The following is a 26,992-nucleotide window of genomic DNA, read 5'->3' as shown; positions in this document are numbered from 1 at the left end:
CGAGCAATGAAAAGCATGATGGCAATCAGCGGCGCTGCGCTGCTGGCGGTCGGCGCGGCCGGGCGTGCGCGTGCGCAACCACCCGATGAGGGGTTCTGGAATGGCGCAACGGCCGAGGTCACCGCGCTCAACTTCTATTACAACCGCGATTTCCGCAGCGGCGAAGGGCAGGGCAAGCGTGCCGAGTGGGCGCAGGGGTTCGTGGTCGATGCCCGTAGCGGCTATACCCGCGGGGCGGTCGGCGCGGGCCTGGATCTGCTGGGTATCGGCGATTTCAAGCTCGATGGCGTGCGCGCCGAAGGCGGCACCGGCCTGTTGCCCAACAACGACGACGGTACTGCGCAACATGCGCTGATGCGGGTGGCACCCACGCTCAAGCTGCGCGCCTCGCAAACCGAAGTGAAGTGGGGCAGCTTCATTCCCAACGAGCCGCTGGTGCGCGCCAGCATCACCCGCATCATGCCGGAGACATTTCAGGGCGTGACCCTGGAATCCAAGGACGTGCCCAAGCTCGATCTGCTGCTCGCGCGCTTCACCAGCGCCTGGTACCGCGACGGCGATTCGCGCGTGCCCATCACCTTGACCAACAAGAACCGTCGTTTTTTAGGCACGCCGGATTCGGATGCGTTGAACCTGCTCTCGGCAACCTACAGCGTCGTGCCCGGCACGCAACTGCGCTATCAGGGCGCGGTGATGGAAGACATCTACCGGCAGCAGCTCTACAACCTGATCCAGACGCATGCCTTCGGCAAGGACCAGCTGCGTGTGGATCTGCGTTATTTCCGAACCGATGACATCGGCCAGTCGCGTGCCGGGCCGATCGACAACCGCATGTTCAGCAGCATGCTGTCCTGGCGCACGGGTGGGCACGAATTCGGCGCCGGCTATCAACGCCTGTCCGGCCCCAGCGCCATGCCCTGGCCGGGCGGCACCGACGGCAATGTCTTCAACTGGACCTTCATCAACGACTTTCTCGAACGCGGCGAGCGCAGCTGGCAGCTGCGTTACAGCATCGATGGCAAGAGCATCGGCATTCCCGGCCTCAGCGTGATGGCGCGCTACATCAGCGGCGACCATGCGCAGCCGGCCACCTATGCCGGCGAAGGCCGCGAGTGGGCTCGCGATATCTTGACCACCTATCAATTCCAGAGCGAGCGCTTCAAGCACTTGAGCGCCATCTGGTTCAACGGCACCTTTCGCTCCAATTACCAGCGCAATGTCGATGAAAACCGCCTGATCCTGCAGTACCGCCGTCAGTTCGACAGCCCCGACCGGTAATGCACTCCACCCCACGCCTGCAAGGTAGCCCCACGATGTCCGCAACCCAGCAATCCACCCGTTGGCTGAGCATCCGCGCCCATGCGCGCGACAACGTCGCCATCGTCGTCAACGATGACGGCGCGCCGGCCGGCGCCACTTTTCCGGATGGGCTCACCGCCATCGAACACATTCCGCAGGGCCACAAGATGGCGCTGCGCGACCTGGCCGCCGGCGCGCCGGTGATCCGCCTGGGCGCGGTGATCGGCACCGCCAATGCCGACATCGCACGCGGCGCCTGGGTGAGCGAGCAACTGCTGGCGATGCCCGAAGCGCCCGATCTGAGCGCGCTGGATCTGTCGCTGCAGCCGGCACCCGCACCCGAGCCCCTGCAGGGCTACACCTTCCAGGGCTATCGCAACCGCGACGGCAGTGTCGGCACGCGCAACATCCTGGGCATCATGACCAGCGTGCAGTGCGTGGTGGGCGTGCTCGGCCATGCGGTGGAGCGCATCCGCACCGAGCTGCTGCCCAACTATCCCAATGTCGACGATGTGGTTGCGATCAATCACGTCTACGGTTGCGGCGTGGCAATCACCGCGCCGGAGGCCATCATCCCCATCCGCACGCTGCGCAACATCGCGCGCAGCCCCAACTTCGGCGGGCAGGCGCTGATCGTGGGCCTGGGCTGCGAAAAACTCGCGCCCGAGCGCCTGCTGCCCGACGATGCCAGCGCCGACGACAGCGGCGTGTATCGCCTGCAGGAAGCCAGCCTGGGCTTTGCCGACATGGTGGGCTCGATCATGGCCATGGCCGAAGCGCGCCTGCGCCATCTGGACCTGCGTCGCCGCGAAACCGTGCCGGCCAGCGAGCTGGTGGTGGGCATGCAATGCGGCGGCAGCGACGCGTTTTCCGGTGTCACCGCCAACCCGGGCCTGGGCGTGGCCGCCGACCTGCTGGTACGCGCCGGTGCCACGGTGATGTTTTCGGAAAACACCGAAGTGCGCGATGGCATCCACCTGCTGGTGCCGCGCGCGGCCAATGCCGATGTCGCCAAGGCGCTGGTGCGCGAAATGGCCTGGTACGACGCCTACCTGGCGCGCGGCCAGGCCGACCGCAGCGCCAACACCACCCCGGGCAACAAGAAGGGCGGGCTGGCCAACATCGTGGAGAAGGCGATGGGTTCGATCGCCAAGTCCGGCTCCTCGGCGATCAACGGTGTGGTGCCGCCCGGCGAGCGGGTCAAGGGGCGCGGGCTGCAGTATTGCGCCACCCCGGCCAGCGATTTCGTCTGCGGCACCTTGCAGGTTGCGGCGGGCATGAACCTGCACGTGTTCACCACCGGGCGCGGAACGCCCTACGGCCTGGGTATGGTGCCGGTGATCAAGGTGGCCACCCGCAGCGAATTGGCGCAACGCTGGTCCGACCTGATGGACATCGATGCCGGCGGCGTGGCGACCGGCGCCAAGACGCTGGAGCAATTGGGTTGGGAGTTGTTCCAGCGCTATCTGGACGTTGCCAGCGGCCAGCGCACCTGGACCGAGCAGCACCGCCTGCACAACGATCTGGCGTTGTTCAATCCGGCGCCGATTACCTAGTCCTGGCGCTCTCTCACGGGAGAAGGCGCACCTCCCTTCTCCCATCGGGACATCGTCCCCCTTCATGGGGGAGAAGGTGCCCCGAAGGGGCGGATGAGTGGACGGGCGAAGCCTCACGCACTACGTCACACAGCGTCCAGCAGCGCACACCTACAGCCTCACTGAAGCCATCGCGCGCAAGCGAAAGCCAGCCGCAACCCATACCACGGCAAGACACCCAGTCCACCGAGCAACGCGCCGTTAGGCCACCACCGAGGCCCGCGCGCCGTCACCGCCGCATTCGCCCGCCATGGCAGGCGCCGATACAATGCGCGCTCGTTTTCAGTGTTGACGGAGTCGCCATGTCCCAGATCATCCATACCGACCAGGCGCCTGCCGCCATCGGCCCTTACTCGCAGGCAGTGCGCGCCGGCAACACGGTGTATTTCTCCGGCCAGATCCCGCTGGATCCGGCCACCGGCGAGATCGTGCCGGGCGACATCGGTGCGCAGGCGCGCCGTGCGTTCGACAACCTCAAGGCGGTGGCCGAAGCGGCCGGTGGCTCGCTCGACAAGATCGTGCGGCTGGGCCTGTACCTGACCGACCTGGGCCAGTTTGCCGCCGTCAACGCGGTGATGCAGGAGTATTTCCAGGCCCCGTTCCCGGCCCGTTCCACCATCGAAGTCTCCGGCCTGCCGAAGGGCGCCGGTTTCGAAGTCGATGCGGTGATGGTGCTCGAGTGATCCGGCGCGACTGATCCGACCCGCCGTGCCCCGCGCGCGCGTCGCCACGCCGAGCCTGGCCGTCGCCGGCCAGGCTCCGCTGTCCAGCCTGCCCGGCGTTGGCCCGAAAGTGGCCGACAAGTTTGCCGCGCGCGGCATCCTGAGCGTGCAGGACCTGTGGCTGCATCTGCCGCTGCGGTATGAAGACCGCACCCGGCTGACCACGATCGCGCAGCTGCAAAGCGGCGTGCCGGCGCAGATCGAAGGGCGGGTGGAGGCGGTGGAGCGCGGCTTTCGCTTTCGCCCGTTGCTGCGCGTGGCTATCTCGGACGAGTCGCACGGCAGCGTGGTGCTGCGCTTTTTCCACTTTCGCGCCGCGCAGGTGGCGCAGTTTGCGGTCGGTACGCGCGTGCGAGTGTTCGGCACGCCCAAGCCCGGCCAGAACGGTTGGGAAATTGTCCATCCCAGTTACCGCGTGCTCGCGGTAGGCGAAGACGCACAACTGGGCGACAGCCTGGATCCGGTCTATCCGGTGCTCGAAGGCGTCGGCCCGGCCACGCTGCGCAAGCTCATCGGCCAGGCACTCGAGCGGTTGCCGCCGGAGGCCGCACTGGAGTTGCTGCCGCCGCACTGGCTGCAGGACGAACAACTGCCCTCGCTGCGTAGCGCCTTGCTGACCATGCACCGCCCGCCGGTGAACAGCGATCCGCAGCAACTGCTCGCTGGCCGGCATCCGGCGCAACAGCGGCTGGCGCTCGAAGAACTGCTTGCGCACCAGCTCAGCCTGCGCCGCCAGCGCATCGCCCTGCAGCGCTTCCGTGCCCCGCAATTGCGCGGCGGCCGCCTGGTGCAGCAACTGCGCAACGCATTGCCGTTCCAGCTTACCGGGGCGCAGCACCGCGTGTTCGAACAGATCGCGCACGACCTGGCGCAGCCCTCACCGATGCTGCGGTTGGTGCAGGGCGATGTCGGCAGCGGCAAGACCGTGGTCGCTGCCCTGGCGGCGATGCTGGCTGTGGAGCAGGGCAAGCAGGTCGCCCTGGCCGCGCCCACCGAACTGCTGGCCGAGCAACACCTCACCAACCTGCGCGGCTGGCTGGAACCGCTGGGCGTGCGCATCGTCTGGCTGGCCGGCAAGGTCACCGGCAAGGCACGCGCGGCGGCGATGGCCGAGGTCGCCTCCGGCCAGGCCCAGGTGGTAGTCGGCACGCATGCCTTGATGCAGGAAGCGGTGGTCTTCCACGACCTGGCGCTGGCCATCATCGACGAGCAGCACCGCTTCGGCGTGCATCAGCGCCTGGCGCTGCGCGACAAGGGCGCAGCCGCCGGCAGCGTGCCGCATCAGTTGGTGATGACCGCCACGCCGATCCCGCGCACCCTGGCGATGTCGACCTATGCGGATCTGGACGTCTCGGCCATCGACGAGCTGCCGCCCGGCCGTACGCCGGTGCAGACCATCGTCCTGAGCGCCGAACGGCGCCCCGATCTTGTCGAGCGCATCCGCGCCGCCTGCGCCGAAGGGCGCCAGGCGTATTGGGTGTGCACGCTCATCGAAGAAAGCGAAGACCCGGGCAAGGCTGCACCGGCCGGCCCGCCACGCATCGAAGCGCAAGCCGCGGAAGTCACCTTCGAGGCCTTGTCGGCGCAGCTGCCCGGCGTACGCGTCGCGCTCGTGCACGGCCGCATGAAACCGGCTGAAAAACAGAAGGCCATGCTGGATTTCAAGCAAGGCCGCAGCGATCTGCTGGTTGCCACCACCGTGATCGAAGTCGGCGTGGACGTGCCCAACGCCTCGTTGATGATCATCGAAAACGCCGAGCGGCTGGGTCTGGCCCAGTTGCACCAGCTGCGTGGCCGGGTCGGTCGCGGTGCGGCGGCGTCCAGTTGCGTGCTGCTCTACCAGGGGCCGCTGTCGATGATGGCGCGTCAACGCCTGGAAACCATGCGTCAGACCAACGATGGTTTCGTGATCGCGGAAAAGGATCTGGAGCTGCGCGGTCCCGGCGAACTGCTGGGCACGCGCCAGACCGGCCTCGCCAGTTTCCGCATCGCCGATCTGGCCCGCGACGCCGGCCTGCTGCCGCGCGTGCAGGTGCTGGCCGAGCGCCTGCTGGCCGACGCGCCGGAGATCGCCGATCGCGTGGTCGCGCGCTGGATCGGCAGCGCGGTGCGGTATGCGGCCGCTTGAGCGGCGGGGATTGGGGAGTCGGGACTGGGGATTCGTCAAAGCGGGGCTGCTGCGACCTGGACGTTCCCGGAATTCGCGCGGCTCGTCGATCCTTGCGAAGATGCCGCAACGAATCCCGAATGCCCAATCCCGAATCCCATGACAAAAAGAATACCGCTGCTGATCGATACCGACCCGGGCGTGGATGACGCGCTGGCGTTGCTGATGGCGTTCAACGACGCCCGCCATGAAGTGGTCGGGCTGACCATCGCCGCCGGCAACGTGGGGTTGGAGCACACCGTGCGCAACGCCCTGAAGGTCTGCGAGATCGCCGGCCGCGCGGATGTGCCGGTGTATGCCGGTTGCCCGCAGCCGCTATTGCACCCCTCGGTCGATGCAGCGCACGTGCACGGCATCGATGGCTTCGGTGATGTCGGCCTGCCGGCGGCCAGGCGCAGCGCCGAGGCCGAGCATGCGGCGCTCGCCATCCTGCGTCTGTCGCACGACTACGCCGGCGAGCTGTTGCTGGTGGCCCTGGGCCCACTGACCAACCTGGCCCTGGCGCTCACCCTGGACCCGACCCTGCCGCAACGCGTCGGCCGGCTGGTGGTGATGGGCGGGGCGCTGACCGGGCATGGCAACATCACGCCTGCCGCCGAATTCAACATCGGCTTCGACCCGGAGGCGGCGCATATCGTGTTCCGCGGCTTCCCGCACTTCGACGTGGCCGACTGGGAAGCCACCATCGCGCACGGCCTGCTGCATCGCGATGTCGAGCAATGGTTGGCGGCCGATAGCGCCCGCGCCCGCTTCTATGAAGAAATCTCGCGCAAGACCCGCCTGTGGTCCGAAGACAGCCGTGGCGAGTACTGGTACGCCGCCGACGCGCTGGCGATGGCGTTCGCGCTGCACCCGGAAGGCGCCCAGCGCCTGGAGCAGCGCCCGGTCCATATCGAACTGTCCGGTACGCACACCCGCGGCATGACCCTGGTGGACTGGAACCGGCAGGGTGGCGCGCCCGACAACGCCAACCTGCTGCTGGAGTACGACCACCAGCGGTTCTACGGCCTGGTCGGGGCGGCGTTGGCGGCCGGCTAGGGCGACCTTGCGCCGGGCGAGCGGAGGCCGCTATAATGCTCGGCTTATCCAGGCAGCCCGGCGCCAAGTCCATGAAAGATAACGTGCATCCCAACTACAAAGACGTCGTCTTTCACGACGTGACGTCCGACTTCAAGATTCTGACCCGTTCCACCATGGGCTCGAAAGAGACCGTGAAGTGGGAAGACGGCCAGGAATATCCGCTGATCAAGGTGGAAATTTCCTCCGCGTCGCACCCGTTCTATACCGGCAAGCACAAGGTGATCGACACCGGCGGCCGTATCGACAAGTTCCAGAAGCGCTACGCGCGCTGAACTTGCAGGACGGGCTGTACCGACAACGGTCGCGCATTGCGCGGCCGTTGTTGTTTGGAGCGCCGGCGCTTCGCTTGCGTGGTCCCGACAGGTGCGTCTACGACTTCTGTCCAAGCGACGGCCAAAATGCTGCTGTGCGATAATGACGTGATCCGAGGCGATGCCTTGGACTTCCATCACGTGCCTGCCCATGTGGGATCAGGCGCCTTCCACTGAAGGAGCGTACACAGTGTCCGATCTTGATCAGGTCACGCTCAACGCCGGCGACAAGTCGGTCGTTCTGCCGGTTCTCAAGCCCACCTTGGGCAATGACTGCGTCGATATTTCCAAGCTGACCAAAGAAACCGGTCTGTTCACCTACGACTCGGGCTTCACCGCCACCGCCAGCTGCAAGTCGGCCATCACCTATATCGATGGCGACAACGGCGTGTTGTTGTACCGCGGCTATCCGATCGAACAGCTCGCCGAGAAGTCCAGCTTCCTGGAAGTGTCGTATCTGCTGATGAACGGCGAACTGCCGACGGCGGACGAATTCAAGAAGTTCGACCACGAAGTGACGCATCACACGATGATGCATGAGTCGCTGAAGAACTTCCTCGGCGGTTTCCGCCACGATGCGCACCCGATGGCCATGCTGGCCGGTTCGGTCGCCTCGCTGTCGGCGTTCTACCACGACACCCTGGACCTCAACGATCCGGAACAGCGCCGTCAGGCCGCCATCCGTCTGATCGCCAAGGTGCCGACCCTGGCCGCCGCCGCATACCGCTATTCGATCGGCTGGCCGATCCGCTACCCGCGCAACAACCTGAACTACGTCGACCGCTTCCTGCACATGATGTTCGAAGTGCCGAGCGAGCCGCTGGAGATCAATCCGGTTGTCGCCAAGGCACTGGATCTGCTGTTCATCCTGCATGCCGATCACGAGCAGAACGCCTCGACCTCGACCGTGCGTCTGGTCGGTTCGACCGGTGCCAACCCGTATGCGTCGGTCGCCGCCGGCATCACCGCGCTGTGGGGCCCGGCACATGGCGGCGCTAACGAAGCGGTGCTGAAGATGCTCGAAGAGATCGGCACTGCCGATAACGTCGAGTCGGCCGTGGCCAAGGCCAAGGACAAGAACTCCTCGTTCCGCCTGATGGGCTTCGGTCACCGCGTCTACAAGAACTTCGACCCGCGCGCCAAGATCATCCGCGAGATGACCCACAAGGTGCTGGGCGAGCTGGGCGTCAACGACCCGCTGCTGGAAGTGGCGTTGAAGCTGGAAGAAGCCGCGCTGAAGGACGACTACTTCGTGCAGCGCAAGCTGTACCCGAACGTGGACTTCTACTCGGGCCTGATCTACAAGGCGCTGAATATTCCGGTGGAAATGTTCACCGTGATGTTCGCCATCGCGCGCACCGCCGGTTGGGTGTCGCATTGGCTGGAGCAGCAGGTCGACCCGGAAATGAAGATCGGCCGTCCGCGCCAGATCTACACCGGCTACGACAAGCGCGACTACACCGACAGCGCCAAGCGTTAATCGGCTGAAGATCGTCTGCGTAAACGAACGCCCCGCACTGCGGGGCGTTTTTGTTGTTGCCTGCTGGAGCGCAAGCGCTTCACCAAGCGGCTGACAAACGTAGCGAGCAGTTGCGGATGAGTGCAGACGGCGCGCGCAGCGATGGAGCGTTTGCGCTCACTCCCGTCGCCTGTACGCGTCAACCTCCTGTTCCGCAAGCAACTGCCGCAGTTGTGCGGCCGAGGCGCGTGGCATCGGTTTTTCGTCCAGCTGCGACAGCGGCGCCTGGCGTAGCGCGTCGTAGGGAAGCACCGTCAGGTCGAAGGTCAGCTCCTCGGCACTGAACAGCCACATCGGGAAGTCGCCGTTGCGCTCGCGGTCCAGCCGCAGACGGCGGGTGCGCGCTTCGGCCGGGATGCGGTGTTCTTCCAGAAAACGCTGTACCGCGTCCGGATCGTCGCTATGCAGCTGCAATTGCACCGGTGCGTTTGCATCGGCAGTGCCGTCCAGTACCGGGCCAATCAACCGCGGCTGGAACGGACTCAGGAATTCCAGTGCGCGCAAGGCCGCTTCGCGGCGTTGGCGCAACCGCGCTGCGTGGTCGGGCCCGGCGAACAGGCGCTGGTACTGGCGTAGCGCATCTTCGATCTCGCGATTGCGCGGCAGCGATGCGTCGTCGTGGATGCCGAGCCGGTTGGCGGCCTTGAGCTTGGCCTGATGGAAATCGCGGATGCCGCCTTCGGCCATCAGCCGGGCGGCTTCGTGCGCCAGGCGGTGGCGACGTTCTCGGGTTCGCGTATCGGCGTGTTCGCGCGCGTGATGCATGGCCGGGCTCCCCTAATGAACCTGGTCCGACTCTACATCAGCGGCATGAAGAGGTGGCGAATGCGCCATGCCATCCCGGACGTGGCAATCACGCAACGGTGCTTGCGTCTGCGTCTGCGTCTACGCGAGCCACCAGCCGATGCGCATCGATCGGGGAACCGGGCCGGCGGTGCCGTTCCGATTCCCCATTTCCGAACCCCGAATCCCGGCCCTCAAAAGATATCGAACGCCTTCTCGTCCTGCTGTTCCTGCAGGCCGTAGTCGTAATCCTGCAGGCGATCCAGGTCTTCGTTCTTGACCCACTCGACCGCGCCATTGATGGTGGCCTGGGTCATGCCCTCGGGCGGGTCGTTGGCAGCGATCGGCTTGTCCTTCAGTGCCACGCGCATGTAGTCGATCCAGATCGGCAGTGCGGCTTTGCCGCCGTACTCGCGATAGCCGAGCGAGCGGAAGTCGTCGCGGCCCACCCACACGGTGGTGGCGTACGGGCCGCCAAAGCCGGAGAACCAGGCATCGCGGTGGTCGTTGGTCGAGCCGGTCTTGCCGCCCACGTCTTCGCGTCCCAGCACCTTGGCCGCCGTGCCGGTGCCGCGCTGAACCACGTCGCGCATCATCGACACCAGCTGGTAAGCGGTGCGCGCATCGATGGCGCGCGGCGCGATCTTGGTTTCGGCGATCGCCGCCGGTGCGGCTTGTGCTGGCGTCGGCGCCGCGTCGGTGGCCGGAGCCGCCGGCGGCGTGGCCGGCGCCTGGGCGCCGAAGTTGAACCCGTCCACCACCTGGCTCACCGGCGCGGCCGTGCCGCCCTGCAACGCACAGGTGCGGCAGGCCACCGCAGGCACTTCCTTGAACACCACAGTGCCGTCGCGGTCTTTCACCTCATCCACGATCCAGGTGTCCACGCGCGAGCCGCCATTGGCGAACACCGCGTAACCGCGCGCCACCGACAGCGGCGTCAGCGACGCGGTGCCCAGCGACATCGACAGGTTGGGCGGCAACTCGGCTTCCTGGAAACCGAACTGGCTGATGTATTTGCGTGCAAAATCGACGCCGATCGCATCCAGTAGGCGCACCGACACCAGGTTGCGCGATTGCACCAGCGCCTCGCGCAGCCGCATCGGGCCGCGGAAGCCGCCGCCATCGTTCTGCGGCGACCAGGTCTTGCCACGACGATCGCGGAACACCACCGGCGCATCCAGCACGATCGAGGCCGGGTTGAAGCCCTTCTCGAACGCCGACGCATACACGAACGGTTTGAAGCTGGAACCGGGCTGGCGGCGTGCCTGGGTAGCGCGATTGAACTTGTTGCCGGCAAAGCTGAAGCCGCCGACCAGGGCGCGCAGTGCGCCGCTGTCGGCATCCAGCGATACCAGCGCGGCCTGGCCGCGCGGCAACTGGTCGATGATCCATTCGCCGTCTTTCTCGCCAGCGCGGATGCGGGTCAGGTCGCCGCGCGTCAGCAGCTTGGCCGGGGTCTTGTTGGTCCAGCGGCTGGCGCTGGGCGGCAGGGTCAGCTCGGTCTTGTCGCTCAGTACGACGGTCACGCCGCCGTCGGCATTGGTGCGTGCCACGATCACCGCGCGCAGACCGCCCTGGGTGAACGCGCCGGCCAGATGCTTGGCCAGGGCCGGTGCATCCGCATCGGCGGCGACATCGAAATGCTGCTCCACGCCGTGCCAGCCATGGCGGTGGTCGTACAGGCGCAGGCCTTCGGCAACCGCCGCATCGGCGCCGGTCTGCAGGGTGGAATCGATGGTGGTGGTGACGTGGTAGCCCTTGTTGAGCACATCGCCGCCGTACTTGGCGATCATCTCCTGACGCACCAGCTCGGCCACGTATGGCGCGTACACCTCGACCGGCGGCTCGTGCGGCTTGGCATGCATCGGCACCGCCTTGGCGGCATCGGCTTCGGCCTGGGTCACGAAGCCCAGGTCGGCCATGCGCTGCAGCACGTAATAGTCGCGGCGTTCGCGCGCGCGCTCGGGGTTGCTGATCGGGTTGCCGCTGGACGGGAACTTGGGGATGCCGGCCAGCGACGCCATCTCGTCCAGGCTCAATTCGCTCATCTTCTTGCCGTAGTAGTACTCGGCGGCGGCACCGACGCCGTAGGCGCGGTTGCCGAAGAAGCTCTTGTTGAGATACAGCTCGAAGATCTCGTCCTTGCTCAGCTCACTCTCGATCTTGCGCGCCAGCAGGATCTCGGCAAGCTTGCGGGTGTAGCTGTATTCGGAACTGAGGAAGAACTGCCGCGCCACCTGCTGGGTGATGGTCGAGCCGCCCGGCACGCGCTTGGCGTCGGTACTGGCCAGCAGCCACACCGCGCGGGCGATGCCCTTGTAGTCCACGCCCCCGTGCTCGTAGAAACGCGCGTCCTCGGTCGCCAGGAAGGCCTGCTTCAGGCGCAGCGGCACGTCCTTCATCTGGATCGGGTAGCGTCGGGTCTCGCCGTAGACGGCCATCAGGCGACCGTCGCTGGAATAGACGTACATCGGCTCCTGCAGCTCGACCTGCTTGAGCGACTGTACGTCCGGCAACTTCGAGGAAATGGCGTAATACAGGCCGCCGGCAGCAATGGCGCCGAGCAGTGCGAGCACAACGAGCGTGGCCAGGATCCAGCCCAGCCAACGGCGAATACGGGGCATGTAAGAGAGATTCCGATTGCAGATTTCTTGGTCACAGAGTATAGATGACGCCGGGTTTGGCTGGGGCCGAACTCTGGGGATCGCAGAAGACAGCACTGGGGTCACGTTCGCGGGGTCATTGCCTTGCGCGTGAAGGGCTTGTCAACTGTTAAAATTTGATTATTAATACGAGGGCGCAGACATGCGTCCAAGTGCCCGTCGGCAGGGGAGTTACCGTGGGGCTTTTACCCAAGAGTCAGTCGCCACTGATTGGTGTCGATATCAGTTCTACTGCCGTGAAGCTCTTGCAGCTGTCGCGCAGCGGGAACCGTTTTCGCGTGGAGCATTACGCGGTGGAGCCATTGCCGCCGAATGCGGTCGTGGAAAAGAACATCGTTGAAGTCGAGGCGGTGGGCGAAGCCATTCGCCGCGCCATCAACCGTTCCGGCAGCAAGGCCAAGAACGCGGCTGCGGCCGTGGCCGGGTCTGCGGTGATCACCAAGCTGATCCCGATGCCGGCCGACCTGGACGACAGCGACCTGGAAGCCCAGGTCGAACTGGAAGCCACCAATTACATTCCGTACCCGATCGAGGAAGTGAATCTCGATTTCGAGGTGCTCGGCCCGATGCCCAACAGCCCGGACATGGTCCAGGTGTTGCTGGCTGCCTCGCGCTCGGAGAATGTCGAGCTGCGCCAATCGGCGCTCGAACTGGGTGGTCTGACTGCCAAGGTGATGGACGTGGAGGCCTTCGCGGTCGAGAACGCGTTTGCCCTGGTCGCCAGCGAACTGCCGGTGGCCGCCGATGCGGTGGTGGCGCTGGTCGATATCGGCGCCACCATGACCACGCTGAGCGTGCTGCGCTCCGGTCGTAGCCTGTACAGCCGCGAACAAGTGTTCGGCGGCAAGCAGCTCACCGACGAAGTCATGCGCCGCTACGGCCTGACCTACGAAGAAGCCGGCCTGGCCAAGCGTCAGGGCGGGTTGCCGGAGAGCTACGAGGTCGAAGTGCTGGAGCCGTTCAAGGAAGCGACGGTGCAGCAGATCAGCCGTTTGCTGCAGTTCTTCTATGCGGGTAGCGAATTCAATCGCGTCGACTGCATCGTGCTGGCCGGCGGTTGCGCCGCGCTGTCGCGCCTGCCGGAGATGGTGGAAGAGCAGCTGGGCGTGACCACCGTGGTGGCCAACCCGCTTGCGCAGATGACGCTGGGTCCGAAGGTCCAGGCCCACGCGCTGGCGCTGGATGCGCCCGCCCTGATGATCGCCACCGGCCTGGCCCTGAGGAGCTTTGACTGATGGCAAGAATCAATCTACTGCCCTGGCGCGCCGAGCGCCGGAAAGCGCGCGAGCGTGAGTTCTATTCGATGCTCGGCTTCGCTGCGCTCGGTGGCGTGCTGCTGTCGGCGCTGATCTGGTTCTACTACGACGCGCAGATCAGCGGCCAGACCGATCGCAATGCGTTCCTGACCGCCGAGATCGACAAGGTCAAGGCGCAGAACGAAGAGATCAAGGAACTCGACAAGAAGAAGGACCGCCTGCTTGCGCGCAAGAAGGTGATCGAGGAACTGCAGGCCAACCGCTCGCAGATGGTGCATCTGTTCGATTCGCTGGTGCGCACTATTCCCGATGGCGTGGCGTTGACCAACATCAAGCAGGACGGCGACATCCTGACCCTGGAAGGCCGCTCGCAGTCCAACGCGCGCGTCAGTGCCTACATGCGCAACCTGGAAGGCTCGGGTTGGATGACCAATCCGGATCTGTCCATCATCGAAGCCAAGAGCCAGGACAAGGCGGCCGGACAGCCGGCAGCCTCGTCGATGGATACCAAGGCTTTGCCTTATGTGTTCACGCTGAAGGTCAAGCTGGCCAACCCGAACGAGGCTGACAAGAACGGCGCCGCGCCCGCGGTGGTGGATCCGGCTGCGCCGGGCACCGCTGCACCGGCTACCACGCCGGCTGGTACGACGCCCGCTGCCCCGGCAGCGGCGCCTGCGCCTGCAACGCCGCCGAGCGCACCTGTGGCTGCACCGCAGGCAGCGCCGGCGCCTGCCAATCGGCCGCAGGAGGGGGCGGCGTCATGAGTAAGAAATCATTCAAGCTAAGCGATCTGGACTTCAACAACATCGGCGGTTGGCCGCAGCAGGCGCGCATCGTGTTCTGCGTGGTGGTCGGCCTGTTCATCATGGTGCTGGCCTGGTTCCTGTTGATCAGCGGCAAGCGCGATGAACTGGAAGGGCTGGAAGGCACCGAAACCCAGCTGCGCACCGAGTTCGAGACCCAACAGGGGCGTGCGGTGAACCTGGAGCCGCTCAAGCAGCAGCTCGCGCAGATGGAGCAGGTGCTGCAGCAGATGCTGCGTCAGCTGCCCAGCAAGACCGAAATGCCGGACCTGATCATCGACATCTCGCAGACCGCGCTGTCCAGCGGCCTGTCGAACGAGTTGTTCCAGCCGGGCCCGGAATCGCCGAAGGAGTTCTACGCCGAGAAGCCGATCGCCCTGCGCATGGTGGGCAGTTACCACCAGTTCGGTGCCTTCGTCAGCGGCGTGGCCTCGCTGCCGCGCGTGGTGATCCTGACCATGCACGACATCAACCTCAAGCCCAAGGACGCCAAGGCCGGTATCACGCCGCGCGGTGCGCTGGAGCTGTCCGGCACGGTCAAGACCTATCGTTATCTGGACGATGAGGAAATGGCCGAGCAGGAAAAGGCGGCGGCCGACGCTGCGAAGAAGGGCGGCCAATGACCATGAAATTGCTCAAGATCCTGTCCTGCGTGGCGCTAATTGCAGTATTGCCGGCGTGCACGCGCGGCGTGACCACTACCCCCGGCGATGCGCCGAATCTGGAAGCCTGGGTGGCCGAGGTGCGTGCGCGTCCTGCGCCGCCGCTGGAGCCGCTGCCGGTGATGCAGCAGTTCGAGACGTTCGAATACTCGGCGCAAGTGATGCGCGACCCGTTCAGCGATGCCTGGGTCAGTGCGGAAGGCGGCAACGGTACCCGTCCGGACCCGAACCGGCGCAAGGAACCGTTGGAAGCCTTCCCGCTCGACGCCCTCGACATGGTGGGGACCATTGGAGGCGGCTCGGGCCTGATCGCGCTGGTGATGGCGCCGGACAAGGTGACGTACCGGGTGCGGCCGGGTGTGTATCTGGGACAGAGCGATGGCCGGGTGACCGGGGTCTACGAAGACCGCATCGAGCTGATTGAACTTGTGCCGGACGGTGCGGGTGGATGGCTTGAACGGCCGGCCGCGCTCGCATTGGATGATCAATAAAGTGATAGGGGATAGCACGATGACGTTTTCCAATGCCCAGCGGCTGCGTCCGGTTCGACGCCACGCGATGCTCCAGGCCTGCGCGTTGGGGTTCGCGCTGGCGCTGGCCAGTGGCAGCTCGTTCGCAGCCGCCGCGCTGAACCAGCCTGCGCAGGATCCGGCCAAGGCCGCTCCGGCGAGCCTGGCGGTGTCCAAGATCGATTTCAAACGTGGCGAAGATGGCGCGGGCCGTCTGATCCTGAAGTTCGACGGCCAGGGCGCCAGCCCGGACCTGCGGACCCAGGGCGACAGCGTGCTGGTGGACATCAGCAACGCCAAGTTGCCGCCGGAACTGCAGCGCCCCCTCAATGTCACCGACTTTGCGACGCCGGTGCAGCGGGTGGAGGTCAAGCCGTCCGGCTCTGGCTCGCAGCTGGTGCTGTCGACCAAGGGCGCGTTCGATTCGCTGGCCTATCAGACCGGCAACGAGTACGTGGTCGAAATCACCCCGCGCAAGGGCCAGCCGGCCGTTGGTGGCGTGAGCGCCGCATCGGTGACCCAGGCCGCTGCCCAGATCGCCGCACGCGGCTATAGCGGACGTCCGGTGACGTTCAACTTCCAGGACGTGCCGGTACGCACCGTACTGCAGCTGATCGCCGAAGAGTCCAACCTCAACATTGTCGCTTCCGACACCGTGCAGGGCAACGTCACGCTACGCCTGATGAACGTGCCGTGGGACCAGGCGCTGGACATCGTGTTGCGCGCCAAGGGTCTGGACAAGCGCCGCGACGGTGGCGTGGTGTGGGTCGCCCCGCAGCCGGAGCTGGCCAAGTTCGAGCAGGACAAGGAAGACGCCCGCATCGCGATCGAAAACCGCGAAGACCTGATCACCGATTACGTACAGATCAATTACCACAACGCGGCGGTGATCTTCAAAGCGCTGACCGAGGCCAAGGGAATCGGTGGCGGTAGCGGAGGTGGCGGGCAAGGTGGTGGCGGTGGCGGCGGTGCGGGTCAGCAGGACAATGGTTTCCTGTCGCCGCGTGGCCGTCTGGTCGCCGACGAGCGCACCAACACCCTGATGATCAGCGATATCCCGAAGAAGGTCGCGCAGATGCGCGAGCTGATCTCGCATATCGACCGTCCGGTGGATCAGGTGCTGATCGAAAGCCGGATCGTGATTGCGACCGATACGTTTGCCCGCGACCTGGGTGCGCGCTTTGGTATCACCGGGTCAACCGGACGCGGGATTCTGAGCGGCTCGCTGGGGAGTAACGTCAACTTTCAGAATACTTCTGCCCAGCGTGCTAACGAAATTGCCAATACCGGTACGAGTACTACACTTGCTTCACACTTATTCCCGTCCGGGCTGAATGTCGATCTGGGAGCTAGTGGCTTCACCAATAGCAGGGCGGCTGGTCTGGCATATACCTTGCTCGGTTCGAATTTCAATCTCGACATCGAGTTGTCGGCAATGCAAGAAGAGGGGCGAGGAGAGGTGGTTTCCAACCCACGTATCGTTACCGCCAATCAGCGCGAGGGTGTCATCAAACAGGGCCGGGAAATCGGCTATGTGACGATTAGTGGCGGCGGTGCGGCGGGCTCGGCTGCGCAGGCGAACGTTCAGTTCAAAGAAGTTTTGCTTGAGCTGAAGGTTACACCTACCATCACCAATGACAATCGTGTTTTTTTAAATATGAACGTCAAGAAAGACGAAGTCGCTCGTTTCATCATTCTGGAGGGCTACGGTACGGTACCCGAAATTAATCGCCGCGAGGTCAATACTGCGGTACTGGTTGGCGATGGCGAGACGGTGGTGATCGGTGGTGTTTACGAATTCACTGATCGCGAAAGCGTCTCCAAGGTGCCCTTCCTGGGTGATATTCCTTTCTTGGGGAATCTGTTCAAAAAGCGCGGGCGTAGCAAGGAAAAGGCAGAGCTTCTGGTATTTGTGACTCCGAAGGTCCTGCGTGTAGCCAGTGCGAATCCGTAATTGGACTGACTTCTTGGAAGAGGCCGCGGAAGCGGCCTTTTCTATTTAAGATGTCCTGTGGTCTACAATAATTTTTCGTGAATCTGCCAGCCCAAACTAGACTTTAGAGTGAATCTGACGGTGCGGGTCTGGGGGAAGGAGTGTTATCGATTTCAAGGGGCCGCGACTCTGGAAAGCCGAGGCGGAGATCGGGTCTTGGGCGCTGTGTAGTTGATTGATCGTTAGCTACAGCGTGCGATGTGCATACCAGTCACTGGGAGTTCTGCAAACAGATCTCTTCTTAAGACGGCCGTCAGGCCGGGCAGGCGCTAAGTATTTGACTTCGCAGGACCAACGATGTTCGTGACGCTGGGCAAAAGTTTGTTGCTCACTGAACCTCCCGCCATCGGCAAGTGAACCAATCGCGTTCGAATCGGTCACACTGGGCCTATGAACGCACCGCCGCTACTGCCCCCCGAAGCCGCTGCCGCGCCCGCCGAGGACCGGCTGCATCGTCAATTCACCTCCCTGCGCGAGTCGCTGGCGCAGCGCATCGTCGGTCAGTCGGCGCTGGTCGAGCGGCTGCTGATCGCCTTGCTGGCCGATGGGCATCTGCTGGTCGAAGGCGCGCCGGGGCTGGCCAAGACCACCGCGATCCGCGCACTGGCCTCGCGACTGGAAGCCGACTTCGCGCGGGTGCAGTTCACCCCGGATCTGCTGCCGGCCGATCTGACCGGCACCGAAATCTGGCGTCCGCAGGACAGCCGATTCGAGTTCATGCCAGGACCGATCTTCCACCCCATCCTGCTGGCCGACGAAATCAACCGCGCGCCGGCCAAGGTGCAGTCCGCATTGCTGGAGGCCATGGGCGAGCGGCAAGTGACGGTGGGTCGTCATACCTATGCGCTGCCGCAGCTGTTCCTGGTGATGGCGACGCAGAACCCGATCGAGCAGGAAGGCACGTTCCCGTTGCCAGAGGCGCAGCTGGATCGTTTCCTGATGCACGTGCGTATCGGCTACCCGCAGGCCGATGCAGAGGCGGAAATCCTGCGCCTGGCACGCGAGGCGGCACGCGACACACTTGAAAAGCACGAGACCGTCCCGGACAAGATTCCGCTGGAAGATGTCTTCGCCGCACGACGCGTGGTCCTGGACGTGCATCTGGCTCCGCAGCTCGAGCGCTATCTGATCGAAATCGTACTGGCCTCGCGCGACCCGCAACGCTACGACCCGGCATTGGCACGGCGCATTGCCTGGGGTGCGAGCCCGCGCGGCTCGATTGCGCTGGAGCGCTGTGCGCGTGCGCGTGCGTGGTTGGCCGGGCGCGACTATGTGACCCCGGACGACATTCGCGCCATCGCGCCGGACGTGCTGCGCCACCGCGTCTTGCCCAGCTACGAAGCCACCGCGGAAGGCTGGGATGGCGAGCGCTTGGTTGCCGCGTTGCTGGACAAGATTCCGCTGCCCTGATCGGGCAGCGGGTTGCCGAGGTCTGCCGCCCTCTCGCCCGACTCCGATGTCTTCGATGCCGTCTTCCTCCATCGCGAATCCTGCCTCGTCCGTTGCCGGCGATGGTCTGCGCCCGAGCCTTGCCGAGTTGATCGCATTGCGCGGCACTGCGCTGCATCGCGGGCAGCCCGGACGTGGCCGGCATGGGCTGGTGGGGCCGGTGCCGGCCGCCACCCGCGGGCGCGGGATGGAGTACGCCGAGTCGCGCGAATACGTGGCCGGCGACGACGCGCGCCATATCGACTGGCGCGTCACCGCACGTACCGGGCGCGCCCACACCAAGCTGTTTCAGGCCGAGCGCGAACGCTTGAGCCTGATCGTTGCCGATACCTCGCCTGCGCTCTTCTTCGGAACGCGGGTGCGCTACAAGTCGGTGCAGGCGGCGCGCGCCGGTGCGGTGGCGGCATGGCTGGCGCAGCGACAGGGCGACCGGATTGCCGCTTTGCGCGGTACCGCCAGCGAGGCGCCGATTGCGCCGCGGTCGGGCCAGCGCGGCGTGCTGCCGGTGCTGGACGCATTGGCGCGGTGGTATGCGCAACCTCCGCCTGGCGATGCCGGGCTGGATGTTGCGCTGGACCATGCCGCACGCCTGCTGCGTCCCGGCGCGCGGCTGACGGTGTTGGCCGATCCGCGCAGTGCCAGCAAGATTTCGGCGACGCGCTGGTCCGGTCTGGCGCTGCACCACGAGGTGGTGGTGATCGTGCTGGTCGATCCCCTGGAACTGTCGCCGCCAGCGCGCGCGCTGAGCTTCGATGTGCGCGGCGAGCGCATTGCGGTGGACCTCGCAAGTCAGGCTGCGCGCGCGCGTTGGCAGGCCGAGTTCGTCGCGCCGCTGGAACAGCTGGCCACGCTGCTGCAATCGCGCGGCGTGCGCCTGCATCGCCTGTCCACCGATGACGCCAGCGATGCGTGGCTGGGCGGCAGCACGCTCATGCGGGGCGCTTGACGATGGCACCGCAATCGCTGCCGCTGCGCGATGTCCATCTGCCGCCGTCGCCGTCGTGGTGGCCGCTGGCGCCGGGATGGTGGCTGGTGATCGCTGCGGTCGTGCTGGTGCTGGCTGGTGCGTGGTTCTGGTGGTGGCGCCGTCGTCGGCAGCAGCGCCGCTGGTTGGCTGCCTTCGATGCCGAGCTGCAGCGTGCGACAGCGCCCGCGCAGCGCCTGGCGAGCTTGTCGATGCTGTTGCGCCGCGCCGCGCGCACGGTGGATGCGCAGGCCGATCGGTTGCAGGGCGAGGCGTGGTTGCAGTTTCTGGACGGGCGCAAGAGCAAGACGCAGGCGTTTTCGCAGGGGCCGGGACGGGCATTGCTCGACGGTGGGTTTCAACGCGCACCGGCGGTGGCCGATCTGGATGCCGTGCAGGCGTTGGCGCGGCAACGCTTCCTGCGGTTGATGCGGGGCCAGCGATGAACTGGCTGCAGTGGTCGCAATGGCAGGACGCGCTGGCGCATTGCGCGTGGCCATGGGCGTGGTGGTTGATGCCGCTGCCGCTGCTGATGTGGTTCTGGCCGCAGCGTCGTGCCGACACGGCGGCACTGCGCGTGCCGTATGCCGATCAATTGCATGCGGTTGCCCAGGCACGGCGCGTGCCCGCCTTGCGCATGCCGCGCTGGCTGGCGTGGTTGGGCTGGTTTCTGCTGTGCGCGGCGCTGGCGCGTCCGCAGCAACTGGGCGAGGTGATCCAGCCGCCGCGCGAGGCGCGGCAGATGATGCTGGCGGTGGATCTGTCGGGCAGCATGAGCGAGCCGGACATGGTGCTCGGCGGCAAGGTGGTCGACCGCCTTACCGCTGCCAAGGCGGTGTTGTCGGACTTTCTGGATCGGCGCGACGGCGATCGCGTCGGCCTGCTGGTGTTCGGTCAGCGCGCCTATGCGCTGACACCGCTCACCGCCGACCTGACCTCGGTACGCGGCCAGCTGGCCGACAGCGTTGTCGGCTTGGCCGGGCGCGAGACCGCCATTGGCGATGCGATCGCGTTGTCGGTCAAACGGTTGCGCGAGCAGAAGCAGGGCCAGCGCGTGGTGGTGTTGCTCACCGATGGCGTCAATACCGCCGGCGTACTCAACCCGTTGAAGGCGGCCGACTTGGCCAAGGCGGAGGGCGTGCGTGTGCACACCATCGCCTTCGGTGGCAGCGGCGGTTACTCGTTGTTCGGCGTGCCGATCCCGGCAGGCGGCAACGACGATATCGATGAAGCGGGCTTGCGCAAGATTGCCGAGCAGACCGGGGGCCGGTTCTTCCGCGCCCGCGATACCGAAGAGCTGGCCGGCATCTATGCCGAGCTGGACCGGCTGGAGCCGGTGAAGGCGGTTGGCCCGTCGGTGCAGCCGCGCGTGGAGCGTTACTACTGGCCATTGGGCGCTGCCATGCTGGTTGCGTTGCTTGCCTACGTGCTGCCGCGGAGATGGCGATGAACGCGCTGCCCGAAGGACTGGCCGCGCTGCATCTGCTGCGCCCGGATTGGCTGTGGGCGCTGTTGCTGCTCGCGCCGGCCGCGCTGCTGTGGCACCTGCGTCGACGCAGTGCCAATGTGTGGCGTCACAGCGTGGACGCGCATCTGTTGCCGGGCCTGCTGGTGGCCGGTGGCCGGCGGGGATGGTTGGGCTTCGTGGCGGCTGCGCTGGCCTACACGCTGGCGGTGGTGGCGATGAGCGGGCCGAGCTGGCGGCAGACCGAGCGCCCGGTGTTTCAATCGAGCATGCCGTTGGTGGTGGTGCTGGATCTGTCGTCCAGCAGCAACGCGACCGATCTGCCGCCATCGCGCCTGCTGCAGGCGCGCGCCAAACTGGCCACGCTGCTGCGCAAGCGCGCCGGTGGCGAAGTTGCCTTGCTGGCGTATGCCGGCGAAAGCTTCACGGTTGCGCCGTTGACCGAAGACGCGGCCAACGTGGCCCTGTTTCTGGATGCGTTGTCGCCGTCGGTGATGCCGGTGGACGGCAAACGTGCCGACAGGGCCATCGATGCAGCGGCCCGGCTGTTGCAGCAGGCCGGCTTCAAGCAGGGCGATATCCTGCTGGTCAGCGATGGCGCGGACGGCTCGGCGGAAAGCTCCGCACGCACCGCACGTGGGCGTGGATTCCAGGTCTCCGCGCTCGGGGTAGGCAGCCCGCGTGGCGCCGCCTACCGCACCGGCAGCGGCGAGATCGCGCAGGCAAAACTGGACGAGGCAAGTCTGCGCGACCTGGCCGGGCAGGGCGGTGGGCGCTACGCGCGAATTGCGCCGGACGACGCCGACCTGCAAGCGCTGGGTGTGCTCGATCCCGCGCAGCAGCCGCTGGCCGACGAAGCCGCCGAAGCCAGTGGCGGCAAGACCTGGCTCGACGAAGGCTACTGGTTGGTGCTGCCGGTGATGCTGTTGGCGTTGCTGGCGTTCAGACGCCGCGCAGTCGTGGCGATGGTGGCACTGATGTGCGTGTTGCCGCTGGCGCAGCCTGCACAGGCGGCCGACGGCACCTTGTGGCAGCGCGCCGATCAGGTGCAGCAGCAGCGTCTGGATGCCGGCGTGCAGGCGTACCGCAAAGGCGATTTTGCCGCTGCGCAAAAAGCATTTGAAGGGGTACCGACCGACGAGGGACTGTACAACCTGGGCAATGCGCTGGCGCGACAAGGCCAGTACGACGAGGCGATTGCCGCTTACGATCGTGCGCTCAAGCAACATCCCAAGCAGGCCGATGCGATCGCCAATCGCGCGGCGGTCGATGCAGCGCGCAAGCGGCAGCAGCGCAACGACAAGGATGGCAAAGGTCAGTCCAAGAACCAGAATCAATCGGGCAAGGACAAGCCCGGTCAGGATGCGTCCGGGCAAGACCCGCAGAACGCAAAAAAACCCGGCAAGGATGGGCAGGACCAGCAAGGCGAGCAAGGCAAGCAAGACGGCAAGGACCAGCCGTCCGACGCGCAGACGGCGCAGGACGGCAAGTCGCAGCAGCAACCGTCCAAGGGCGGCAAGGACGAGCAGGGCAAGCAAGACACGCCACCGCAATCGGCCGATGCCAAGGCGCAGCAACAGGCCGACGACGCGCAGCGTCGCAAGATGCAGCAGGCGATGGCGCAGGCCGGCGACAAGGGCGCCGATGCGAAGGGCAAGCCGGAGGACGCCCTGGCAAGCGAGACGCCGGAGCAGCGCGAGCAACGCCAGGCGGTGGATGCGTGGTTACGGCGCGTGCCGGACGATCCGGGCAGCCTGCTGCGCACCAAATTCAGGCTGGAATACGAACGCAGACAACGGGACGGACGATGATCGGCACACACCACTTGCGCCGCGGCGCGATCGGCATGCTGGCGTGCATGATGCTGTTCGTTTGCGCGCCGGCCGGTGCGGTCACGCGCGCCTGGCTGGACCGCGACAGCGCCAATGCCGGCGATGTGGTCATGTTGAATATCGAAACCGATCAGCGCGGCGTCGATCCGGATTACACGCCGTTGCGCAACGAGTTTGCACTGGGCGCCAAGAGCGCCAATCAGCAGATGCAGGTGACCAATGGGTCGGTCACGGTGCGCGCCTTGTTCGGCGTGGTGTTGACGCCGCGCAAGAGCGGCGAGTTGATCGTGCCTGCGATCCGGGTCGGCAACGAGCGTACCGAGCCCCTGCGACTGCAGGTGGTGGCCTCGGCGAACGATCCGGCGAGCAATGGCAGTCGCAGTGGCGGCACCGGCAACGCCGGTGCCAGTCGCCCAAGCGAGGCGCAGGGCAATGAAGAGGTCTTCGTCCAGACGCAGGTGGACGACCCGCAGCCTTACGTGCAGCAAAGCGTGGGCGTGGTGGTGCGGTTGTACTTCGCCACGCAGCTGGCCTCGGGCGAGCTGGACCTGGAAGCGCCCGATGGCGCATCGCTGCAACGCATCGGCGATGACGTCAGTTCGGTCAAGCTGGTCAACGGACGCCAGTACAACGTGGTGGAGCGACGCTATTTGCTGGTGCCCGAGCGCAGTGGGCGCCTGCTGTTGCCGTCCGCACGCTTCAACGGGCGCTCGGTCGGCGGCTTCTTCGACGATTATTTCGGTCGCGGCAACGGCGAGCTGAGTGCGCGCAGCGCCAGCATTGCGTTGCAGGTACGCGCGCAACCGGCCAATGCGCCGCAGCCGTGGCTGCCGTTGCGCAGCCTGCAGTTGCGCTATACGGCCACGCCGCAGCGCGCAACCGCAGGGGAGGCGACGCAGTTCGTGGTGGAGGCCAGCGCGCGTGGCGCCACCCAGGCGCAGTTCCCCGAGTTGCCCACACCGAGCGTGCCCGATGCGCAGGTGTTTGCCGAGCCGCCGCAATACGAAGAACGTTTTGTGGACGGCTCGCCGCAGTTGCGGCTGACCCGTCGCTATTCGATAGTGCCCAACCGCGCCGGCCCGTTGGTGGTGCCCGGCCTGCAGGTAGCGTGGTGGGATGTCGGTGCAGGTGCGGCCAAGACCGCCTCGGTGCCGGATCTGACCTTGGATGTGGCCGCGGGCAGTGGCGCCTTCGCCACGCCCGCGCCTGCACCCGCTGCAAGCCCGTCGAGCACTGCCGTAGCGCCTGCCCCGACCGCTGGCACGCTGAGCCTGCAGCCGCCGCCCACGCAACGGCCATGGGGCTGGATCGCTGCGGCCGTGGGCTTTGCATTGTTATGGGGCGTGACGCTGGGGTGGGCGTTGTTGCGTCGACGCACTGGCGCGAGCGGTGCTCCCGGTTCCAACGGTGGCGATACGCCCGTGCCGGGGCGGCGTGTGACCCATGGCGTGGCCGAGTTGCGCCGCGCGCTGGACAGCGGCGGCATGGACGATGTGGCTACCGTGCTGTGCGGCATGGCGGGCGTGGCGGATATCGACAGCGTGCTTGCAGCGCTGGCAGATCCCGCTCAACGCGCGGCGGTGGCGCGCATGCAGCGCGCTCGCTGGGGCGGCGATGGCGATGTGGCGGGCGCGCGGTCTGCACTGCGCGAGGCCTTTGCCAAGGGACCACGCTGGCGGCATGCGAGCGCTGCAGAACCTGAGGTGCTGGCGCCGTTGTATCCGCCAGCGCCCTGATCGCCTGCGCGGTATCGGCAGCGGCCGAGGGGCGAGAAGCAGGGCTTCGTTGTGCATCGCTGTAGCTCTTGGATCGGCTAAGAAGGGCTATGCGGTCGCCAGGGGGCCGGTGTGGCTGGCGCTGGGAACTCGCTTCCCGCTCATGCACGCCGGTTCTGAGCGCACCGCCACATCGATCCGGCAACTGCTCGCTACGTTTTGCTAGCCGCGCTTGGTTCCGGATATCCGCTGTGTTGTCGAGGGCAGGACGTCGCGGCTGCCATTTGGCTGCAAGGCCCTCGCCCGCCCACCATCGCGGGACACGCTGCAAGTACGTCCTTGTAAGCTCTTACGCGGCATCCATGCCGCGTAAGGTCCCGCGATGGTGAGCGGGCAAGGACCAGTCGAGTTGGTCGGTTTGCATGGAAGAGCAGTGCTGGATGCGCCTTGTTCGATCATCAAGCAGCGGCTCGACATCTGATGCATGCAGCACGACAGACAGCTTTCCAGACGAGTGCCGACCGACTGTCTGGCACGGTGTCCTCGCTCGCTCCAGCGCCTGCATCACCTGATGCCGAGCCGGCCACCTACCCTCGGGCGGGCGCACGGCGGCAGGCTGGGTAGGTGGCCGCATCGATGGCGTTTGTTAAGCTCCGGGGCTTGTGTCCAGATAAGGCCAGACCAGATGACTGCATCCCCCGCCGCACGCCGCCCGGGCCTGCCCCTGCATTGGAAGATGGGCATTGGCTTCGCCGTCGGTCTGCTGCTGGGTCTGGCGGTCTACTACCTGGCCGGCAGCGATGCCGAGTGGGTGCGCGTGCTCACCAAGTACGTCACCACCCCGTTCTCGCAGATCTTCCTCAATCTGATCTTCATGCTGATCGTGCCGCTGCTGTTTTCGGCACTGGTGATGGGCATCTCCGAAATGGGCGACATCCGCGCGCTGGGCCGCGTGGGCTGGCGCACGTTGGGCTACACCGTCGTGCTGTCCGGCGTTGCGGTGCTGCTCGGCCTGGTGCTGGTCAATGTACTCAAACCCGGTGCGGGAGTGGACCCGCAGCTGGCCAATCAGCTGATCCAGGAAAACGCCGACCGCACCCGCGAGATCATCTCCAGCTCCGGCACCCAGCCGCAGGGCATGGACATGCTGTTGTCGATCGTGCCCAGCAACGTGATCGCTGCGGCTTCCAGCAACGGTGCGATCCTGTCGCTGATGTTTTTTGCGGTGATGTTCGGCGTGGGCATGGTGCTGACCGCCGACGAAAAGGTCGCCACGCTCAGGCGCGGCATCGAAGGCATCTTCGAAATCTCGATGACCCTGATCGGCCTGGTGATCCGCCTGGCGCCGTATGCGGTGGCCTGCTTCATGTTCAACCTGGCCGCGCTGTTCGGCTTCGATCTGTTGATCCGTCTGGGCGCTTACGTGGGCGTGGTGGTGCTGGCGCTGGGCCTGCACATGGTGGTCAGCTACGGGCTGGCGGTGAAGTTCGCCGGGCGCTCGCCGATCGGCTTCTTCCGGCAGACCCAGGAAGCCACGATGATGGCGTTCTCCACCGCCTCCAGTAACGCGACTTTGCCCACCGCCCTGCGCGTGGCCGACGAGATGGGCCTGCCGCCGCGGGTGTCGCGCTTCGTGCTCACCGTGGGCGCCACCGCCAACCAGAACGGCACTGCCTTGTTCGAAGGGGTGACGGTGATCTTCCTGGCACAGTTCTTCAACGTGGACTTGAGCCTCGGCCAGCAGTTCATGGTGATGCTGGTCTGCATCCTGGGCGGCATCGGCACTGCGGGCGTGCCGTCCGGCTCGCTGCCGGTGGTGGCGCTGATCTGCGCGATGGTCGGGGTCAACCCGGTCGGCATCGGCATGATCCTGGGCGTCAATCACTTCCTGGATATGTGCCGGACGGCGTTGAACGTGACGGGGGATCTGGCGCTGACGACCCTTGTGGCCAAGGGCGAAGAGTAGGGAGTCGGGATTGGGGATTCGTCAGAGCGGGCTGCTGCGACCGGCAGGTGCCAGGTCAGGTTGGGGTGTTGCGACGGCGTTTGCGCCGCCAGTTGCGCCGCTGTCTAGCAGACGAGGCTGCAGAGGCTCTGGCTCGGCTTCACCAATCCCGAATCCCCAATCCCGGCCCCACTAACACGCTCTGTGGGAGAATAGCGGTCTCCGCTTCCAGCGGTGTTCCCCTCCGCTTCCATAGACGC

The 26,992-nt window shown here is 65.8% G+C and carries 21 protein-coding genes and 1 other RNA gene; 20 read left to right on the top strand and 2 right to left on the bottom strand.

From position 1 onward, the window contains the following. Nucleotides 1–6 precede the first annotated feature (6 nt). The 7 genes from FHY18_RS14175 to FHY18_RS14145 all read left to right on the top strand — a co-directional run bounded on the left by FHY18_RS14175 (nt 7) and on the right by FHY18_RS14145 (nt 8,654). A complete protein-coding gene (locus FHY18_RS14175; protein ID WP_259156152.1) occupies nt 7–1,278 on the top strand; it encodes an OprD family porin in 1,272 nt (423 codons plus the stop codon). Between the two features lie 35 nt (nt 1,279–1,313). Beyond that, nucleotides 1,314–2,855 (top strand): galactarate dehydratase, encoded by a 1,542-nt coding sequence (gene garD / locus FHY18_RS14170; RefSeq protein ID WP_259156150.1) that lies wholly within the window; start codon nt 1,314–1,316, stop codon nt 2,853–2,855. A gap of 341 nt (nt 2,856–3,196) precedes the next feature. Beyond that, nucleotides 3,197–3,577 (top strand): RidA family protein, encoded by a 381-nt coding sequence (locus FHY18_RS14165; RefSeq protein WP_007967636.1) that lies wholly within the window; start codon nt 3,197–3,199, stop codon nt 3,575–3,577. Between the two features lie 25 nt (nt 3,578–3,602). Continuing rightward, nucleotides 3,603–5,744, top strand: a complete 2,142-nt coding sequence (gene recG, locus FHY18_RS14160) for an ATP-dependent DNA helicase RecG (RefSeq protein ID WP_259156135.1) — start codon at nt 3,603–3,605, stop codon at nt 5,742–5,744. A 138-nt stretch (nt 5,745–5,882) separates the two neighbouring features. Beyond that, the gene (locus FHY18_RS14155; RefSeq protein WP_259156134.1) at nt 5,883–6,821 is read left to right on the top strand and encodes a nucleoside hydrolase; all 939 of its coding nucleotides are present in this window, start codon (nt 5,883–5,885) and stop codon (nt 6,819–6,821) included. A 71-nt stretch (nt 6,822–6,892) separates the two neighbouring features. Further along, nucleotides 6,893–7,135 carry a type B 50S ribosomal protein L31 gene (locus FHY18_RS14150; RefSeq protein ID WP_010364531.1) on the top strand — a complete coding sequence of 81 codons (243 nt, stop codon included), beginning with the start codon at nt 6,893–6,895 and terminating at the stop codon, nt 7,133–7,135. A gap of 229 nt (nt 7,136–7,364) precedes the next feature. Next, nucleotides 7,365–8,654, top strand: a complete 1,290-nt coding sequence (locus tag FHY18_RS14145) for a citrate synthase (protein ID WP_039409911.1) — start codon at nt 7,365–7,367, stop codon at nt 8,652–8,654. 156 nt (nt 8,655–8,810) lie between these two features. Here FHY18_RS14145 and FHY18_RS14140 read toward each other — a convergent pair whose 3' ends face one another. Then, nucleotides 8,811–9,458 (bottom strand): hypothetical protein, encoded by a 648-nt coding sequence (locus FHY18_RS14140; protein ID WP_259156128.1) that lies wholly within the window; start codon nt 9,456–9,458, stop codon nt 8,811–8,813. Between the two features lie 212 nt (nt 9,459–9,670). Beyond that, complete coding sequence (locus FHY18_RS14135; RefSeq protein ID WP_259156127.1) at nt 9,671–12,196, bottom strand: penicillin-binding protein 1A; 2,526 nt, start codon at nt 12,194–12,196, stop codon at nt 9,671–9,673. A 119-nt stretch (nt 12,197–12,315) separates the two neighbouring features. On the opposite strand from FHY18_RS14135, the gene FHY18_RS14130 reads away from it, so the two are divergent. The 13 genes from FHY18_RS14130 (at nt 12,316) to FHY18_RS14070 (ending at nt 26,753) form a co-directional block, all read left to right on the top strand. Further along, complete coding sequence (locus tag FHY18_RS14130) at nt 12,316–13,374, top strand: pilus assembly protein PilM (protein ID WP_039423791.1); 1,059 nt, start codon at nt 12,316–12,318, stop codon at nt 13,372–13,374. Further along, nucleotides 13,374–14,159 (top strand): PilN domain-containing protein, encoded by a 786-nt coding sequence (locus tag FHY18_RS14125; protein WP_259156123.1) that lies wholly within the window; start codon nt 13,374–13,376, stop codon nt 14,157–14,159. Before FHY18_RS14130 ends, FHY18_RS14125 begins: the two co-directional genes overlap by 1 nt. After that, on the top strand, nt 14,156–14,821 hold the full coding sequence (locus FHY18_RS14120; RefSeq protein ID WP_064510515.1) for a type 4a pilus biogenesis protein PilO: 666 nt from the start codon (nt 14,156–14,158) through the stop codon (nt 14,819–14,821). Before FHY18_RS14125 ends, FHY18_RS14120 begins: the two co-directional genes overlap by 4 nt. Next, the gene (locus FHY18_RS14115) at nt 14,818–15,351 is read left to right on the top strand and encodes a pilus assembly protein PilP (RefSeq protein WP_259156117.1); all 534 of its coding nucleotides are present in this window, start codon (nt 14,818–14,820) and stop codon (nt 15,349–15,351) included. The genes FHY18_RS14120 and FHY18_RS14115 overlap by 4 nt, the downstream gene beginning before the upstream one ends. Nucleotides 15,352–15,370: 19 nt before the next feature. Beyond that, nucleotides 15,371–17,323, top strand: coding sequence for a type IV pilus secretin PilQ family protein (locus FHY18_RS14110; protein WP_259156116.1), 1,953 nt, complete (start codon nt 15,371–15,373; stop codon nt 17,321–17,323). A gap of 429 nt (nt 17,324–17,752) precedes the next feature. Then, nucleotides 17,753–18,772, top strand: a complete 1,020-nt coding sequence (locus FHY18_RS14105) for a MoxR family ATPase (RefSeq protein WP_005995826.1) — start codon at nt 17,753–17,755, stop codon at nt 18,770–18,772. A 22-nt stretch (nt 18,773–18,794) separates the two neighbouring features. Beyond that, complete coding sequence (locus FHY18_RS14100; RefSeq protein WP_259156956.1) at nt 18,795–19,757, top strand: DUF58 domain-containing protein; 963 nt, start codon at nt 18,795–18,797, stop codon at nt 19,755–19,757. A 2-nt stretch (nt 19,758–19,759) separates the two neighbouring features. Further along, nucleotides 19,760–20,221: a DUF4381 domain-containing protein gene (locus tag FHY18_RS14095; protein WP_259156114.1), complete on the top strand. Its 462-nt coding sequence runs from the start codon at nt 19,760–19,762 to the stop codon at nt 20,219–20,221. Further along, nucleotides 20,218–21,225 carry a VWA domain-containing protein gene (locus FHY18_RS14090; protein WP_259156112.1) on the top strand — a complete coding sequence of 336 codons (1,008 nt, stop codon included), beginning with the start codon at nt 20,218–20,220 and terminating at the stop codon, nt 21,223–21,225. The genes FHY18_RS14095 and FHY18_RS14090 overlap by 4 nt, the downstream gene beginning before the upstream one ends. Further along, nucleotides 21,222–23,051, top strand: coding sequence for a VWA domain-containing protein (locus FHY18_RS14085; RefSeq protein WP_259156111.1), 1,830 nt, complete (start codon nt 21,222–21,224; stop codon nt 23,049–23,051). The genes FHY18_RS14090 and FHY18_RS14085 overlap by 4 nt, the downstream gene beginning before the upstream one ends. Beyond that, complete coding sequence (locus FHY18_RS14080; protein WP_259156110.1) at nt 23,048–24,808, top strand: BatD family protein; 1,761 nt, start codon at nt 23,048–23,050, stop codon at nt 24,806–24,808. Before FHY18_RS14085 ends, FHY18_RS14080 begins: the two co-directional genes overlap by 4 nt. A gap of 142 nt (nt 24,809–24,950) precedes the next feature. Further along, nucleotides 24,951–25,015, top strand: a non-coding RNA gene (locus FHY18_RS14075) — sX9 sRNA. A gap of 457 nt (nt 25,016–25,472) precedes the next feature. Next, entirely contained in the window at nt 25,473–26,753 is a 1,281-nt protein-coding gene (locus FHY18_RS14070; protein WP_259156108.1) for a dicarboxylate/amino acid:cation symporter, read from the top strand. Nucleotides 26,754–26,992 lie beyond the last annotated feature (239 nt).

The organism is Xanthomonas sp. 3793, from assembly GCF_024806835.1.
Taxonomy (GTDB): domain Bacteria; phylum Pseudomonadota; class Gammaproteobacteria; order Xanthomonadales; family Xanthomonadaceae; genus Xanthomonas; species Xanthomonas arboricola_F.
Note: the sequence above shows the minus strand (reverse complement) of the source record. Positions and strands in the feature narration are given on the sequence as shown.